Genomic DNA, 16,674 nt, shown 5'->3' with positions numbered 1-16,674 from the left:
GGCCCTAAAGCGGGATTCCCGCAATATGGGCAATCAGCTCCAGGCTGTTGCGGGCGCTGAATTTTTTCATCAGGCGGGCCCGGTGCACTTCCACGGTGCGCGGTGACAATTCCAGCAGACGGGCAATCTCCTTGGTGGTGTTGCCTTCCGCCAGAAGTTTGGCCACCTGGCGCTCACGCAGGCTCATTTCAGCCAGAGGCCGATCCTCGGAAATGTCGGCGAAGCTCCAGACGGCTTTTTCGAAGGGGGCATCGGCGTCCAGCGACTGGCCGCGCACCCGGCACCAGAAATTCTCACCCGACTTGCGGCGCATGATGCGTTCGTCCCGGTAGCGACCGACACCCCGCATGATTTCAAGTCCGATTCGGCCGATGCGCTGGAATTCTTCCGATGACGGATACAGCAGCGACAGGGAAGCGTCGGCCAGTTCCTCGGGCGCATAGCCGAACATCTCCGCAAATCGCGGATTGCAGCGCCGGATCTTCCGGTTTTCGGAGAAGATCAAGCCAACCGGTGCATTGTCGAACGCGAGCGCTGCAAAGTCTTCCATCTTGTTTCCGTTACGTGTTTTGCCGGAATTTCCGGCGGGGGACTTCGGATTGTATCTCAATAGCGCTTTTTGGGGGATTGGTTGTGTGCGTGGGTGCGCCTGAGGCTGCCGGGAGGAAAGCCGCCCGGGACTGCACCGCCACACCCACTCATCCTGGGGAGCGCTTTGCCGTCGTTTTGATGCATCGGCCCCGCTGGTGTGGGTGCCATGCCCTCATGTGCGTTGAACGGACCGCCTGTCCGGAACTTGCGGTCCAGTCGAAACGCGGCGTTCAGCGCTCTCCAGGATGAGACCTATCCGCCTCGCGTTGGGTGTGCCCGATGCGGGAAGGAAGCCACGGGAAACTGCAACCTTGCGGTTTCTCCGCAAAGGGGCAGAAACGGGTGGGAGAATGACCAATGAATCCGGCTGAATGGCTGATGAGAACAGCGCTCAGGACCCCGGACGCACCAGCTCTACTGGAAGGAACGGAGCGCAGGGCGAGTTACGCGGAATTCGCCCGAAGTGCCGGTGCGATCGGCGCGGCCCTGACCGGTCAGGGTCTTGCTCCTGGAGACCGGGTGGCCCTTTTCGCGGCCAATTCCACGCGTTATCTGGAAGCGCTCTACGGCATCTGGTGGGCCGGTGCCGCAGCCGTTCCGATCAATGCCAAGCTGCATGCGCGCGAAGCCGCCTGGATGATCGAGAACTCCGGTGCGCGGTTTGTTTTTGCCGATCGCAAATCAGCCGCCATGCTGTCAGCCCACCTGAAGGGCGACAGCACGATACTGGTTTCGCTGGAAAGTGCCGAATTTGATGCCATGCGGCTGACCGAGCCTCGCGCGTTGCCCGTGCCGCTGGCCGAAAGTGATCTTGCCTGGCTGTTCTACACCTCCGGTACGACCGGCAAACCCAAGGGAGTGATGCTCACCTGCTCAAATCTGGCGTCGATGGCCTTGAGCTATTTTGTCGATGTTGACGACGTCAAGCCGCAGGATGCAGCCCTATATGCCGCGCCAATGAGCCATGGCGCCGGGCTCTACAATTTCATGCATGTGATGAAGGGATCCCGTCACGTGGTTCCCAAGAGCGGTGGCTTTGATGCTGAGGAGATCCTGCAGATTGCGCCGCTGATCGGCTCGATATCCATGTTTGCGGCCCCGACGATGGTTCGTCGTCTGGTCGATGCGGCCAGACAGTCTGGCGGTACGGGCAAGGGGCTGAGGACAATCGTCTATGCCGGCGGGCCAATGTATGAAGCCGATATCCTGGAGGCCGTCGAGGTGATGGGCTCACGCTTTGTCCAGATCTATGGTCAGGGTGAATGCCCGATGGGCATCACCGCCCTGGCGCGTCACGAGGTCAGCGACCGGCATCACCCGCGTTGGCGCGAGCGGCTCAATTCCGTCGGGACGGCCCAGTCCGTGGTGCGTGTCGCAATTGTCGACGACAAGGGCAATGCGTTGCCGAGCGGGGAGGTTGGCGAGATCGTTGTTGAAGGCCCGACAGTGATGAAGGGCTACTGGCGCAACGAGGACGCCACTGCGGCGACGCTCGAGAACGGCTGGCTCTGGACGGGCGATATGGGCCGGATGGACGAAGACGGTTATGTCACCCTTCAGGACCGTTCCAAGGATGTCATTATCTCCGGGGGCTCCAACATCTATCCGCGCGAAGTGGAAGAGGTGCTGCTGGCCCACCCGGCCGTGCATGAAGTGGCGGTCGTTGGAAGCCCAGACCCGGAATGGGGGGAGGTGGTTGTCGCCTTTGTCGCCTGCCATCGCGGGAACAGCGCGACGGAAAGCGAACTCAATCAGCTTTGCCTGGACAACATTGCGCGGTTCAAGCGGCCCAAGACTTACCGTTTCGTCGACAGCCTGCCGAAGAACAATTACGGCAAGATCCTGAAGACGGAGCTGCGACAGCACATCAAGGAGGAGGAAACGGCATGACGGATCTCAGCGGAAAAACGGCTCTCGTCACGGGGTCTGTCCAGGGCATCGGTCTGGCGGTTGCCAAGGCGCTGGCTGGGGCGGGGGCGCGTGTCGCCGTTCACGGTCTTGCGACACCGGAGCAGGCCGATGCGGCTGTTGCGGAAATCAGCGAGGCTGGAGCACCGGAGGCCCGGTTTTTTGACGCTGACATGCGCGATGTCACTGCAATCGAACGCATGATGGCCGATGTGGAAGCCTGGGGCGGCGCAGATATTCTCGTCAACAATGCCGGCATCCAGAAGACGGCGAGCCTGAAAGAGCTTGATGCGTCGACCTGGGATGCCATCATCGGGGTCAACCTCTCGGGCGTCTTTCACACCATGCGGCTGGCCTTGCCGAAAATGGCGGACAGGGGTTTTGGCCGTGTGATCAACATTGCCTCGGTTCACGGATTGGTCGCTTCGGTCAACAAGGCGCCGTATGTTGCTTCCAAATTCGGTGTTGTGGGCATGAGCAAGGTGGCCGCTCTTGAGTTCGCGGCCGAAGGTTCCAAGGCTTCCGGAGGCGTGACGGTCAACTGCATTGCTCCGGGCTGGACGGAGACTGCGATCATCGAACCCCAGGTCGCAGCCCGGGCGGCCCTGTTCGGCGGTGACCGGGACAAGGGCATCGCCGACCTTCTGAAAGAAAAGCAGCCGTCGCAACGCACTTCCGATCCGTCCGAAATCGGCGCTCTGGCCTTGTGGCTCTGCGCCCCGGTTGCCCACAATGTCACAGGCGTGACCATTCCCGTGGATGGTGGGTGGACCGCGCAGTAGGTCCTTCCGCTCAACTCGGATGACGAACAATTAAGTACCGGGTCATGGGAGTGAATTGCTTCCATGCCGTATCGCCCTGCCATTCGTGCGTTTCAGGCGCTCGGCCTTTTCTGACACGTGTTTCAATCGGCTTTCGATCAACCGGGCGCGCGCGTCTACCAGAATTCGGTTGCCTGTCCTTGACTTTCGACAAGAGCAGAACTGCGAGCCTTTGCTATGCTGCCGTCGAGCGGTTCATGGGAGCTGATGGCATGCCAGGAACCTGGGGAGACAATTTTTAATTGCAGGTGGCAGGACGTGGTCTTCCAGGCTGTGTATACTTCCAATCAAATTCGGCCTGTTCGCAGGACGCCAGCTCAACCAGCTCGTGGTTGGTTGCCGGTTTTCCTTGGGCAGACATGATCTGGAAGGTCAGCCATCAGACCATCATAGAAAAGGCAATGACATGCTTGGCATTCTCGATCTGCTCGGAACCATTGGGGGCAATGTGCTCAGCCTGCCGGGGATCCTCGGACTCGCGCTTGGAATGACAACCCGGAACTGGGTGGTGGCCGCCATTCTGGGCGGGCTCGTCGGCGTCTTTGAAACCGTTGTCTTCGCCGGGTTCCGCTTCGGCGACATTGGCAGTCTCGATCTGGCCATTGCGGTCCTTGTCGGTGTTCTTGCCGGCAGCCTCGGCTGCGCGATCCGTCACAGGGGGGCGACGGCCTGACGGAAGACGGAACGGATCTGAACGTCTTCCCTGAAGCTCGGTCGTGACGACACCACCTCGGACATTTGATCGAACTGTCCTGAGAACGTCCTGTTGCAGCATAAGCAGGGCGCGGCTGGGGATGCCTCTTGCCCTTTCCCGAATTCTCCGCAAGTCTTCTCTTGGAATCCGACACCTTCTTTTCCATTCGGGAGGCTCAACATGCACGTCCTCGTAATCGGTGCTGCCGGCATGGTTGGACGGAAGCTCCTGGCACGGATTGCCGCAGAACCTGGGGCGTTGGGTTTTGACATCCGGGAGCTGACGCTGGCCGATGCCGTGTCGCCCTCTGTGCCGAAAGGGCTGCAAGGGGCACAGGCCTTGACCATTGACCTGGCAGCTCCTGGAACAGCGGAGCGACTGATCGAGGGGCGGCCTGATCTGATCTTTCATCTGGCAGCGGTGGTGTCCGGAGAGGCGGAAGCTGATTTTGAGAAAGGCTATAGCGTCAACCTTGATGGCAGCAGGAACCTTTTTGAGGCGATCCGGCACGAGGCCATGCGCGAACCCTATTGCCCCCGGCTGGTCTTTGCCTCGTCGCTTGCCGTTTTCGGGGCTCCGTTTCCCGACCGGATCGAGGATGAGTTTCTGACAGCGCCTTTGACCAGCTATGGCACCCAGAAGGCGATCACCGAACTGCTTCTTGCTGATTACACCCGCAAGGGGATTTTTGACGGCATCGGCCTGCGCCTTCCCACCATCTGTATCCGGCCAGGTGCCCCCAACAAGGCGGCGTCCGGTTTCTTTTCCAACATTTTGCGGGAGCCGCTGAAGGGGGAAGAGGCGGTGCTGCCGGTATCGGACAACGTGCGCCACTGGTTCGCCAGCCCCCGTGCGGCCGTCGGCTTCTTCCTTCAGGCCGCCCGCATGGAAACGGGCCGCATCGGTCCGCGCCGGAGCCTGACGATGCCGGGCCTGTCGGCAACGGTTGCCGAAGAAATCGAGGCGCTCGGGCGCATCGCAGGAGAGGCCGCGGTGAAGCTGATCCGGCGTGAGCCAGACCCGGTGATCCAGAAGATTGTCGAGGGCTGGCCGAGGAATTTCGATGCCAAACGGGCGTCAGACCTCGGCTTTCAGGCCGACGCCGGGTTTGACGAGATCATCCGCATGCATCTGGAAGACGAAGGGAAAGAGGTTTGAACGAGGCAAGCGACACGACCGCGCGGATCGCACTGGTCACGGGAGGCGGCACCGGGGTCGGCAAGGCGGTGGCGACAGAATTGAGCCGTGCTGGCTGGTGCGTTGTCCTGAGCGGACGGCGGCAGGCTGTTCTGGACGATGCCGCAGCTGCAATCTCCGCCGAGACCGGTGGAGACGTCATGGGTATTGCCGCGGATGTCGGCGATCCGGCCTCCGTAAAAGCGCTGTTTCGCGTGATCGAGGACCAATATGAGCGGCTTGATCTCCTGGTGAACAATGCCGGGATATCCAATTCCGCCGTCCCGCTGGAGGATATCAGCTTCGCGGAATGGAGCGCGGTTGTTGCCGCCAATCTGACGGGCGCCTTCCTGTGCACCCAGGAAGCCTTTCGGATGATGAAAAAACAGACCCCGCTTGGCGGACGGATCGTCAACAACGGCTCGATCTCCGCGACGACCCCCAGGCCCTTCTCGGCCCCCTATACGGCCACCAAACATGCCATCACGGGACTGACCAAATCGACGGCCCTAGATGGTCGCCCCTTTGACATTGCATGCGGCCAGATCGACATCGGCAATGCCGCAAGCGACATGACCGCGAAAATGGAAAAAGGCGTTCCCCAGGCCAATGGCGAGACGGCGGTAGAACCGACCATCGATCCGGCTCATGTCGCCGATGCGGTGGTCTACATGGCATCCCTGCCGCTTGATGCCAATGTTCTCTCGCTCACCGTGATGGCGACGAAGATGCCCTTTGTTGGACGGGGGTAGGCGACCTGCCGCAAGAGGCTCCTGCGGTATCTGGTGTTCTTCCTGACTGGTGGATGGCGATCACTTCCTCACTAGTTTTCCGAATGATTTGAAGAACGCCGGTTCCCGGCTTACGATCCGAACGGGTGTCTGCTCCCTGTTTGCACTGAGCCACTTCGCCGGATCGCGCATCCTCGACAAAACAGTAAGGAACACACCAATTGCTTACTTGTTTTTACGGCAAATAAACCTTCTGGTTGCAAAGTCAGGTGTTAACGCATACATTGTGGCGTTTTTGTAACAGAGGGGCATGTGTGATGACACTGCCGGCAGCAGTTCTGTTCGGGTCCATCGGGACCCTGGCCGAGACCTCGGAAATGCAGCGCGAAGCGTTCAACCGGGCGTTTGCGCTGGCCGGGCTCGGCTGGCGTTGGAACCGCTCTCTTTATCAGGCGCTCTTGAAGACCACGGGTGGTGCCAACCGGATCGAGGCTTTTGCGCTGAGCCGCGGTCAGGTGGTCGATGCCAGATCCATCCATGTCGCCAAGACCGCGATCTATCATCAGCTTCTTGCCGAAAAGCCGCTGGACTTGCGTGCAGGGGTTGCCGAAACGATCTCATGGGCCAGAGACAACGGCATCAGGCTGGGCCTGGTTTCCACCACCGGCCGTGGCAATATCGAGCGGTTGCTGGTGGCGCTGGCGCCGGCCTGCACCCGGGACATGTTCGACATCGTTACCGATGGCAGCCAGGTAAACGCGCCAAAGCCTGATCCGGAAGCCTATCATCTGGCTTTGGACAAACTTCGCCTTGGTGCGGGCGACGCCGTCGCCATTGAGGACAGCGCCGCAAGCTTGAGCGCATCGGTGGGGGCCGGCATCGCCACCGTCGCTTTCCCCGGCGAGAATGTCTATGGCGACGACTTTGCCCTGGCGAGTGACATCACACCGGTGCTGAGCCCGGATGTGATCCTGGAGGCCGTCTTTGGTCAGGCAAGGCAAACGGCTTTCGGCTAAAGGCAACCTTTTCATCGTTCTCTATTCTTGAACAGTGTGATCGACCTTTTGTGTCTGGTGACCGGCAGGTGGACAACCTACCTGCCGATCGAACGGGATTTGCCCCGTCCGATTGACCCGAGACAGAAAGGAGACGTCATGCTTGCTGATCTGGACATTCGAACCGCGGACATGCCGGACGAAATGCGTCTTCTCCTGGCGGAGTATCCGCGCGAGAGCTGGGACGGACATCCGGGCTTCCATGAAAAGACCCGCAACTGGCTGGGCGCGCATCAGGGGTTTCGGCGTTTGTCGGAGCTGGTGCGTGGCGAAACCGAAGCCTATCTGGACAAATCCATGGGCGCGGAAGAATTCGCCCTGCGCCTGTCCCGCTTCGGCAACCTGCTGGTGGGTAATCTGCATGGCCATCACACCTGGGAGGACCGGAGCTATTTTCCGGAACTCTCGGCGGCCGATCCCCGGTTCGATCAAGGGCTGGAGATCCTTGAAAAGGATCATGAAACGCTTGACCAGGTGTTGCACGGCTTTGCCGGCACCGCCAATCGTGCGATCAAGCTGATACAGCTGGACGAGGCCCAGGCGCGTGAGGAGGCCGGAAAACTGCTTCCCGCCGCACAAGTGATTGAAACGCTGCTCGACCGGCATCTGGGCGATGAAGAAGAATTGGCCGTGCCGATCATTCTGCATCACCGTCTGCGAGGATAAGGGAAGACCCATGTCTGACAAGACACCGGACAATGCAGTGGAAGAAAGTCAGGCAGATGCAGCCGGGCGCCGCGCGCGGGGTGAATTCGTGCGCGGCGTCAGCGGCTTCCGGTCAGCGATCGGCGATCGGGAGTTTCCGCCGGAGCCGGGGCGCTACCACCTCTTCGTAGCGCTCAACTGCCCCTGGTGTCACCGGGTGACACTGGCGCGCAACATTCTCGGGCTTCAAAACGCGGTCACGATGGACATCGCCTTTCCGGGGCGGACCGATGAAGCGGATCCGGAAGGACCCAACTTCTGGCAATTCGCGCCGGACAAGATCGCCAGCCTGACCGGCGCTATTCTTCCGGAATGCACGCATGAAACGGCGACAGGGCAGGGATACCGCCTTGTGCGTGACATCTACCGGGCCGAAGGGTCCGATGAGAAGTCTGTTCCCGTTCTCTACGACAAACGGCAAAAGCGGATTGTCAGCAACGAAAGCGCGGAGATCATCCGCATGCTGAACGCCCATGCCCTTGCGCTCGGGAGTGACAGTCAGGATGCGGCGAGAGTGGATCTCTACCCGGCTGACAGGAACATGCGTTCTGAAATCGACACGCTCAACGAACAGATCTACCAGGCCATCAACAACGGCGCCTACAAGGCCGGGTTTTCTTCCGATCAGTCTGTCTATGCTGCGGCTTTTGAGGCCTATTTCAACATGCTGGGGAAGCTGGAGGCACGCCTTGACGATGGCCGCCCCTATCTGACGGGTGACCGGTTCACGGAAGCGGACCTGCGTCTTTTCCCGACGCTCTACCGGCATGATCCGGTATACACGGTGCGCATGAAGCTGAACGGAGCCAGGATAGTCGATTATCCGAATCTCTGGCGCTGGCTGTGCCGGGTTCATGCCCTGCCGGGCGTTGCCGCCAGCAATTCGCTCGTCCATTGCCGGCAAGGCTATTTCGGGCGGTCCTGGAACGGCGTCGTGCCGCTCGGACCCTTCAGGCCAATGCCCTATCCGCAGGCCTATGATCATCCGGAGCTTGCTGACGGGTAACGGTCTTGCCGCTACGGGTTCAACAGGGGCAGGCGGTGTTTGCCGGCATCTTGCCTGTCGTCCGGAACTGACCTGCGGACCGAGTCGGCCAGAATGCGCCAGTCCTCCTGTCCGGTTTTCCGGGGACGGGCTCCATACCGGTTAGCGCCAAGCAGGCGAAGGGCCTCCCTGATCCTCACCTGATCTTCCTGCCTGAGGTGAGGAGGTCGCTCCGCCCAGAGCTTCAGGGCCCTTACGGTCGCCGGATAGTCCTGCCTTGCAATTGCCGCCAGAAGGCGCCTGCGGGCAAAAGCCTTGCTCTTCTGATACCTGGCCCGGCGTTCCCTTCTCATTAGGGCAAGGTGTGGCCAGCAAAGATAAGCCAAAGCCAGGAGGGCAATGAGACCTGTGGTGATGGCCAGGGCTATCCGCGCGTCGAACCGGGTGAGGCTCTCGCGGGCAACGGCAGGCGCTCCGGTTGCCGTGACGGGGACGGCGTCCAGGGAGGCGGTTTCAATTGTTCCGGACGTGATGTCGTACCAGGAGAGCTCCAATGCAGGCAGGTCGCCCTGTCCATTGCCCTGGACCATCAGGGTGACCACTTCCTTGCGGCTGCCGGAGAGGAGGCCGCGATCGTCCTTTTCCTCCAGCACCGGCGTCTCCGCATAGGCCGCAAAGCCCTCGATCTGCGGAACTTCCGTCAGTTGCGGAAGCATCATGGGAGATGCGCCCGTCAGTGCCACGGTAACCGTGCGGCGGATGCTGTCCCCCGGTTTCAGGTCCGTGGTCTCGCCGGAAATCTCCTGGGTGAGTGTTAGTGTCTTTGCCGCAATGAATGGTGTGAGCTGTTCCGCACCCTCCGGCACAATCCCCTCGATTTCAATCGCCCCCAGATCAAGAGAGGTTGTCAGCGGCACGGATGTGTTGTCCGGATCGGCATAGGTTATGTCGACGGTCCCGCCCGGAAGCGAGAACCTGCCCGGTACAAGGGGCGTGATCATGTAGCGCCGGCTGACGCCGGACCAGTCTTCACCGTCGATGCGCCTGCTTGTCGGCGATGTTGCGCGCTCAGGCAGTCTGACACGCACATTCGGGGCGTCCAGCGAGGGAAAGACCGCAGGCTGCGGCATCCAGGTCGGAACGAGAATGGTAATCCGCAAGGGCAGGAACTGACCCGGTATCGTCTGGGTCTTTTCGAATTCGACTTCGACGATCGGCTCCGGCAGATCGGCTGCCAGTGAAAGCTGCGGCAACAGCCAGAGCAATGCGGTCAGTGTGAGAAACGCGCTGCGGGTCATTGCTCGGCCGCCTCAATGGCAAAACGCTGACGCAGGAAATCGCCGGTGCGTGTGTCCACGAAGCTCATCCACTGGTCCGTGGTCAGAAGCCGGTCGCCGTCTTCGGAAACGTTCATCTCCGTCTCCGTGCCGCGCGCCTCTTCATTGTCGAAGACGGTGTCGTCAGCGCCGATGCCTGCCTCCTCACCGGTGTCGGATTGTTCTCGTGTGGTTTCGATGTAGTCGAGAATCTCCCGGGCGGTTGCCAGGTTGGCGGCCGCTTGCGGAAAATCGGGATCAAGCTTCAGGGTCTCCTCGAAGGCTGCAATACCGGCGCGATAACCCCGGCTGCGCATGTGTGCCATGCCCTTGGCAAAGGTGGCTTCTGCAGTGTCAAGCCGGTCATAGGTCCGCGCCGCCTCTTCATACTGCCCGTCCTTGTAAAGCGCGCGGGCCTTCCACATGGGATCGACAAAAAGCTCGGCAGCCCGTTTGTACTCCTTGTTGCTGAAGGCGATCTGGCCTTGCTGGTCCGGCGTCAGGAACCAGTCGGCGACACCGGCTTTCGCCTGATCCGGCAGGCCTAGCGTCATGCCGGCCACCAGTGCCCAGACCGACCAGCGCATGGTCCAGCCACGCCGGAACCAGATCAGCGTCAGAAGCGCTGCCGGGATGGCCAGCATCCAGCCGCGATCGTCCCAGGGCTGGCTTCCCGTTTCGTTGAGCGCGCGGCGGTAATCTGCATTGAGCGACCGGTCAAGTGTGCGCAGGTCGCTGTCATCCGGAGTGACGCGGACCTTGACCCTGTCGACTGCGTCTATGCCGGGATCGCTCGCCCCGTCTGGCAACATGGCGAGAACACCGACGGCAACACCTGCGTTTTCGTCTCCGGCCAGGGCATTTGCATCTGCCGGATTGAGCGCATCCAGAACAAGGAGGATGGCACCGCTTGTGTCCGCAGAGGCCAGCAGGGATCTGGCTCGGTCCAGAGCGGTGGCCACATCATCGCCTTCCCGGGGCATCACGTCGGGCGACAGTCCTTCCAGATAAGGCTGCATCACCGTCGGGTCGTTGGTCATGGGAACGACCGAATGGGCCGTGCCGGCATAGGCGACCAGGGCCGTTCTTGCGCCTGCGCGCAAGGCCAGCAGATCCGTGATCTTCTGCTTTGCGCGCTCCAGCCGCGTTGGCGCAATGTCGTTGGCCGTCATGGACGGGGTTACCTTCAGAACAACGACCATCGGGGCGGTCTGGGCGACGAACGGATCGGGCTGGCGTGACCAGGTCGGACCGGCCGTGCCCAGAACGGCCAGAACCAGCACCAGCGCAACGCCGTCAATTGGCAGCCGCCGCTTTTTCCTGCCGGACCCGACTGTCAGAGCAGCGCGCAAATGCGGCGCGAGACCGTCAATCTCCGGACCCTGCCGTGTTGCCCTTCGCCGGATCTGGAACCAGACCAGGAGAACCGGGATCAGCAGCAAGAGCCAGAGAGGCCGAATGAAGTGGAGTTCGGAGAGGATGAAGCCGAGCTCGCTCATGCTGTTCGCCTCCCGATCCTTCCGGAAAAGGCCAGGAAACCTGTTGCCAGAAGGCCGATCGCTGCGGCGACCGCCAGCGGGATATGTGCCAGGCTGGATTTGGGGCGATAGGACAGGGACCGGGTTTCACGCGGTGCCAGCGTATCGATCCGGTCATAGACGTCGGTCAGTCCGGCTTCGTCCTCGGCAAAGAAAAACTCGCCGCCCGTCCGCGAGGCAATGGCTTTGAGCGTCTCCAGATCGACCCGGTTGTCACCCGACCCCTTCGGGTCTCCGACGCCGATGGCGTAGATTTCTATGCCCTTTCCGGCAGCGATCTCTGCCGCATTCACCGGGCTCATGCGGCTCCCGGTATCGGCTCCGTCCGACAGAAGGATGAGCAAACGCTGTTCAATGTCGCTGATTTCGAAGGTTCGGATCGAAAGGCCGATGGCATCGCCGAGTGCCGTGTGCGGGCCGGCCATGCCGACCTGCGTTTGCCCGAGAAGGGTGGTGATCGTGTCGAGGTCTTCTGTCAGTGGTGATTGCACATAGGCCCTTGTTCCGAACACGATGAGCGCCATGCGGTCGCCGTCCCGTCCGGCGATGAACCCGTCGACGACGTCCCTGACAGCGGCCAGCCTCTGTTTGGGAGCCCCGTCCGGTGTCCGGAAATCCCGGGTGTCCATGGACCCGGAAATGTCGATGGCCAGGACAACATCTCTTGCCGCGCGTGTGACTTCGACAGCGTCTCCGATGCGTTCGGGACGGGCCATGGCAAGGCAGAGAAGACACCAGACAAGCACCGCCGCGCCCATCTGCAGGCGAGATCTCGATAGAACGACAGCTCCCGGGCCAGGCGTTGTTCCCGCAGTCCTGGTGATGCGCCGGAAAAACGGGAATCGCAGTGCCGGGACCTGTTCCTTGTGGGCAGGCACCAACCACAGGACAAGAAGGGGCAGGGGAAGGGCAAGAAAGGCCCATGGGAAGGCAAACCCGATCATGCGGGCACCTCCCGCCGGTGGGTGCGGATCCAGCGTTCGGCCAGGACAGTCAATTCGGGTGATGGCTGCGGCGTGGCGCGATAGGGAGCCCCCAGAAGAGCCTCCGCGGCGTTGCCGTCAAACGTGCAGTCGCGCCCGGTCCGCGTCAGAAAGTCGATCCAGGAGGGGCCGGTCAGGGCGGCAACGTCCTGTCGAGGGAAGGCCGCAAGTGCGGTTCGCCTGAGAAGACAGGCAATATCGGCAGGGTTCTCCGCGATATCTGTCAGTTCGGCCAGGGCCTCTCGGCGGTAGGCATTGGCCCGGTAGCGGCGCAGGAGCCGAACCAAAATGGCCGCGAGACCAAAGGCAAACAGGATGGCAAGGGCAATCCAACCCCAGGTCTGGGGAACCATGGAGACGGGCCCCGGGTCGGCCGGTTCGGCAAGGCGGTCCAGCAAGTCGACCAGGGTCACTGGGTTGGTGCCGGTGTCGCTCATCGGCGTTGCCCCAGTTGGCCCAGAAGCCGACGCATCTGGGCTACGCTGTCCTCACCGGAAGAAAGCGGCATGACCGGGAAACCGTAACGCCGCTGCCAGTCCAGGATTTCCGCCAGCCGTCCGATGGCCATGTCCTGCAGCCTCTGGTGCACCGACCGGTCACCGGTGTCGATCTCTGCCTGGAGCGTGCCATCGGAAACAATGATGCGGATGCCGGCAGGCACCAAATCTGCAAAAGGGTCAGACACCAGACACAGGACAAGGTCGTTGTGCCTTGAAAGGTTGGCGACGAGACGGTGTGTTGTCTCGTCGATTTCGTCGAAATCGGAAAACACCAGAACCAGATGATCACGCCGCGCGATGCGCGCGACATTTTGGAGAACCCTGTTGAGCGGCATGGGCGAGACCGACGGGGCCTCGGCGCGCAGGAGGCCGTTGGCATCACTGAGTGCGGTCAGGAAGCTGGTCAGAGCAGTGCGACCGCGGCGAGGACGGATTTCCGCGATGGCCTCATCGCCGAAGACCAGGCCGCCGACGCGGTCGCCCTGATCAAAGATCCGGAATGCGGCTAGAGCGGCGCATTCGGCCGCTGTGACCGATTTCATGTTGAGCCGGGAGCCGAAGAACATGGACATGCGCTGGTCCACCACGATCAGGGCGGGCCGGTCCCGCTCTTCGGAAAAGACACGCACATGAGGTTTGCCGGTGCGCGCGGTGACTTTCCAGTCGATGGAGCGCACGTCGTCCGAGGGCAGGTAGTCGCGCAGTTCCTCGAAATTGAGGCCGCGTCCGCGCAGGCGAGAGGCATGACGTCCATTGAGGATACTGCGGGCCGGCTGACGTGGCAGGAAGGTGAGGCCGCGCGCCTTGCCTTCCAGGGACAGAAGGTGAGCGAGGTCAATGCGCACACGCGGATCGGTTTCTTCCGAACCGGGTGGCTTTGCCGAAAGTCCGCTGCGCAGGCGCGCGGCCCTGTCCCGCATGGTTCCTCTCCCTAAGGCAGTGCCACCTGCATCGTCAGTTCTTCAACCACTCTGTCGGGATTGATGCCTTCGCCCTGGGCTTCGAAACTGAGCCCAATCCGGTGGCGCAGAACATCGGCGACGATGGCATGAACGTCTTCCGGGTCGACATAGTCCCGTCCGCTCAGCCAGGCATGGGTGCGCCCGCATCTGTCGAGGGCAAGAGAGGCTCGGGGCGAGGCGCCGATTTCGATCCAGCGCTTCAGATTGTCGCCGTAAGCCTCCGGAAACCTGGTCGTATTGACGAGGTCTGCCATGTAGCGCTCCATCGCGTCGGAGACATGAACGGCAGCGATCTCCCGTCGCGCGGCAAACACGGTTTCCTGAGAAATCGGTGCTGTCTGTTGGACGGTTGGGGCGCCATCTTCTCGCTCACCGAGAGCGGCGATTTCTTCCCCGCGTACCAGCCGGATGACCTCCACTTCGTCCTCAACGGGAGGATAGGAGATCAGGACATGCATCAGGAAGCGGTCCATCTGCGCCTCGGGAAGCGGGTAGGTGCCTTCCTGTTCCACCGGGTTCTGGGTGGCCATCACCATGAACAGCGGTTCCATCTTGTGGGTCTTGCCGCCGACAGTGACCTGCCGCTCTTCCATGGCCTCCAACAGGGCCGCCTGAACCTTGGCAGGCGCCCGGTTGATCTCGTCCGCCAGCACGATATTGGCGAAGATGGGGCCGGGTTCGAAACGGAATTCGGCGCTGCCGCCGGCCTGGTAGTAGACATCGGTTCCGGTGACATCGGACGGGAGAAGGTCCGGCGTGAACTGGATCCGGCTGAAATCTGCTTCCAGGTTCCTGGCCAGCGCCTTGATGGCGCGTGTCTTGGCGAGACCCGGCAGACCCTCGACCAAGAGATTGCCGTTCGCCAGGAGGCCGATGATCAGCCGGTTGATCACGCCTTCCTGGCCGATGATGGCCTCTTGCATGCGCGCCTTGAGGTCCTCAATCCGGGAAAACGTGTCGCTCATGATGGGTCCGTTCAATTGTCTGCGTGCCCGGCCAGCACTTCCGTCAGCACCTTACCGCGCGCGCCGCTGGGCGGCTTGATGCCGAGATAGGCTGCGACCGTCGGGGCAAGGTCGACGGTTTCCACACGGCGGGCAACCCGGGAGGGGGCGATGTCCGGACCTGCAAAAATCAGGGGAACAAACGTGTCGTAGCTCCAGGGCGAACCGTGATGAGAGGCGACCTGCAGCCCGTCAAAATCCCCGACGAACCAGTGGGGCTCGAACACCACATAGATGTCGCCGGATCTTTCGGGGTGAAAATTGGCCAGGATGGCGCTGCTGATGGTGGTTTCGGCGACGGCGCCAGCGCGCAGGTCCTCGCTCGAAACTGCCTGGGCGATGCCCGGCATTTTCTGAAGCTCTATGGCCAGCGTCCGGGCAACGTCTTCCTTTTCAAGGCCCTTTTGCTCCAGATAGTCCTCGTTCAGATAGACGTAAGGCTGGGAGAAGGTCTCGATCAGTTCCTTCGCCGCGCCAAATTCCCGCGTCAGCGTTTCGGCCGCTTCGCGTTTGTCGATGTCGTCGAAACTGAAATAGCTGGCCGGAATACCGAGAGACTTGAGATAACCCGGAACTTCGGCGGCACCGTGATCGGCAGAGAGAATGACGAGCGTCCTGTCGAGCCCGACCTTTTGATCGACATGGGCCAGAAGGCCGGACAGCGTGCGGTCGAGCCGGCGCAGGTTGTCCTCGGCCTCAAGACTGGATGGGCCGAAGATATGACCGACATAGTCGGTTGAGGAGAAACTCACGGCGAGATAGTCGGTGATGTCATCCGCGCCGATCGCCTCGTTGTCGATCAGCGATTTGGCGAAGTCCGCGGTCAGCTCGTCACCGGCCGGGCTGAGCGTCAGCAAGGTGGTGTAGTACTTCTGGCTGGCCGGGCCGAATGGATGCGGGAAAACCCGGCCGAAACCGGGGAAATTCGTTTCCCACTCCATGTCATCCATGTCGCCGAACCGGTAGCTGTCTCGTGCGTCGGACAGTTCCCAGTCCGTATCGGCATAGGACAGGACGCGCCCGGTGCTGTTCCAGGCATCGACCCAGTCCGGGTAGATATCCATGTAGTAAGACGAGGTCACGAACCGGCCCTCGCTCTTGGAGAACCAGTACGCCGTCCCGGTGTGCCCGGCCATCGAAATGGCACCACGATCCTTGACCGAAACCGCGAAGATCTTCGGGTTGCCGGCGATGCCGATGGCCATTTCGTCGGACAGGGTCGAGGAGAGAATTGCGCTCGGGGAGCGGCCGTCCGTGGTTGCGGCCCGTTGCGTCGGGTCGATCTCGGTTGACTGATCGATGCCGGCATGGGCCAGGAGAGCATAATTGCCATCCTGAACGTTGTAGTTCGGCTGGCCGGTTTTCCGGTCGAACCAGATGTTGGCGACCATGCCGTGTACCGCCGGGTCCGTACCGGTCGCGAGCGTCGTATGGCCGACAATGGTCTCGGTATTGGCGTGGCGGTGATGGGCGTCGGTGAAATAGAGACCGTTGTCCAGGAGGTAGCGGAAACCGCCGTCACCGAAATGAGCGGCATTTCTGAAAAGAAGGTCTCCGCGCAACTGATCAACCGTGATCTGCAACACCAGCTTCGGCTTTGCAGAGGTGTCCTGCGCTGAGGCTCCGGATGCGAGCGTGGCCACCGTCACCGTCAGGACTGTGCGAAGACACGTGGAAATCTGCATGAGTGGCTCCCGGCGAGGCA

Annotated in this window: 16 protein-coding genes; 8 read left to right on the top strand and 8 right to left on the bottom strand. The window is 61.5% G+C overall.

What is annotated here, in order from left to right:
* Positions 1–4: 4 nt before the first annotated feature.
* Positions 5–550: a LuxR C-terminal-related transcriptional regulator gene (locus CHH27_RS09840; RefSeq protein WP_094071429.1), complete on the bottom strand. Its 546-nt coding sequence runs from the start codon at positions 548–550 to the stop codon at positions 5–7.
* 398 nt (positions 551–948) lie between these two features.
* On the opposite strand from CHH27_RS09840, the gene CHH27_RS09835 reads away from it, so the two are divergent.
* The 8 genes from CHH27_RS09835 (at position 949) to CHH27_RS09800 (ending at position 8,687) form a co-directional block, all read left to right on the top strand.
* A complete protein-coding gene (locus tag CHH27_RS09835; RefSeq protein ID WP_094071428.1) occupies positions 949–2,481 on the top strand; it encodes a class I adenylate-forming enzyme family protein in 1,533 nt (510 codons plus the stop codon).
* Positions 2,478–3,281: an SDR family NAD(P)-dependent oxidoreductase gene (locus CHH27_RS09830; RefSeq protein WP_094071427.1), complete on the top strand. Its 804-nt coding sequence runs from the start codon at positions 2,478–2,480 to the stop codon at positions 3,279–3,281. The genes CHH27_RS09835 and CHH27_RS09830 overlap by 4 nt, the downstream gene beginning before the upstream one ends.
* Before the next feature lie 445 nt (positions 3,282–3,726).
* Complete coding sequence (locus CHH27_RS09825) at positions 3,727–3,993, top strand: hypothetical protein (protein WP_208988766.1); 267 nt, start codon at positions 3,727–3,729, stop codon at positions 3,991–3,993.
* Between the two features lie 201 nt (positions 3,994–4,194).
* Positions 4,195–5,172 (top strand): D-erythronate dehydrogenase, encoded by a 978-nt coding sequence (denD, locus tag CHH27_RS09820; protein ID WP_094071426.1) that lies wholly within the window; start codon positions 4,195–4,197, stop codon positions 5,170–5,172.
* A complete protein-coding gene (locus CHH27_RS09815; protein WP_094071425.1) occupies positions 5,169–5,942 on the top strand; it encodes an SDR family oxidoreductase in 774 nt (257 codons plus the stop codon). The genes denD and CHH27_RS09815 overlap by 4 nt, the downstream gene beginning before the upstream one ends.
* Before the next feature lie 296 nt (positions 5,943–6,238).
* Positions 6,239–6,937, top strand: a complete 699-nt coding sequence (locus CHH27_RS09810; RefSeq protein ID WP_094071424.1) for an HAD-IA family hydrolase — start codon at positions 6,239–6,241, stop codon at positions 6,935–6,937.
* 138 nt (positions 6,938–7,075) lie between these two features.
* On the top strand, positions 7,076–7,642 hold the full coding sequence (locus CHH27_RS09805; RefSeq protein WP_094074642.1) for a hemerythrin domain-containing protein: 567 nt from the start codon (positions 7,076–7,078) through the stop codon (positions 7,640–7,642).
* A 10-nt stretch (positions 7,643–7,652) separates the two neighbouring features.
* The gene (locus tag CHH27_RS09800; protein WP_094071423.1) at positions 7,653–8,687 is read left to right on the top strand and encodes a glutathione S-transferase C-terminal domain-containing protein; all 1,035 of its coding nucleotides are present in this window, start codon (positions 7,653–7,655) and stop codon (positions 8,685–8,687) included.
* A gap of 11 nt (positions 8,688–8,698) precedes the next feature.
* Here the strand turns inward: CHH27_RS09800 and CHH27_RS09795 are convergent, their stop codons facing one another.
* From CHH27_RS09795 to CHH27_RS09765, 7 genes are read right to left on the bottom strand one after another with little or no spacing between them, the layout of a single operon-like run.
* A complete protein-coding gene (locus CHH27_RS09795; protein WP_094071422.1) occupies positions 8,699–9,964 on the bottom strand; it encodes a BatD family protein in 1,266 nt (421 codons plus the stop codon).
* Positions 9,961–11,481 carry a VWA domain-containing protein gene (locus CHH27_RS09790; protein ID WP_094071421.1) on the bottom strand — a complete coding sequence of 507 codons (1,521 nt, stop codon included), beginning with the start codon at positions 11,479–11,481 and terminating at the stop codon, positions 9,961–9,963. The genes CHH27_RS09795 and CHH27_RS09790 overlap by 4 nt, the downstream gene beginning before the upstream one ends.
* A complete protein-coding gene (locus CHH27_RS09785; RefSeq protein WP_094071420.1) occupies positions 11,478–12,464 on the bottom strand; it encodes a VWA domain-containing protein in 987 nt (328 codons plus the stop codon). Before CHH27_RS09785 ends, CHH27_RS09790 begins: the two co-directional genes overlap by 4 nt.
* Positions 12,461–12,940 (bottom strand): DUF4381 domain-containing protein, encoded by a 480-nt coding sequence (locus CHH27_RS09780; protein WP_094071419.1) that lies wholly within the window; start codon positions 12,938–12,940, stop codon positions 12,461–12,463. Before CHH27_RS09780 ends, CHH27_RS09785 begins: the two co-directional genes overlap by 4 nt.
* Positions 12,937–13,923, bottom strand: coding sequence for a DUF58 domain-containing protein (locus CHH27_RS09775; RefSeq protein WP_094071418.1), 987 nt, complete (start codon positions 13,921–13,923; stop codon positions 12,937–12,939). Before CHH27_RS09775 ends, CHH27_RS09780 begins: the two co-directional genes overlap by 4 nt.
* Before the next feature lie 11 nt (positions 13,924–13,934).
* Positions 13,935–14,930 carry a MoxR family ATPase gene (locus tag CHH27_RS09770; protein ID WP_094071417.1) on the bottom strand — a complete coding sequence of 332 codons (996 nt, stop codon included), beginning with the start codon at positions 14,928–14,930 and terminating at the stop codon, positions 13,935–13,937.
* An 11-nt stretch (positions 14,931–14,941) separates the two neighbouring features.
* The gene (locus tag CHH27_RS09765) at positions 14,942–16,654 is read right to left on the bottom strand and encodes an alkaline phosphatase family protein (RefSeq protein WP_094071416.1); all 1,713 of its coding nucleotides are present in this window, start codon (positions 16,652–16,654) and stop codon (positions 14,942–14,944) included.
* Between the last annotated feature and the right edge of the window lie 20 nt (positions 16,655–16,674).

Source organism: Labrenzia sp. VG12 (assembly GCF_002237595.1).
Taxonomy (GTDB): domain Bacteria; phylum Pseudomonadota; class Alphaproteobacteria; order Rhizobiales; family Stappiaceae; genus Roseibium.
This window is presented reverse-complemented; position numbering and strand designations above follow the sequence as displayed.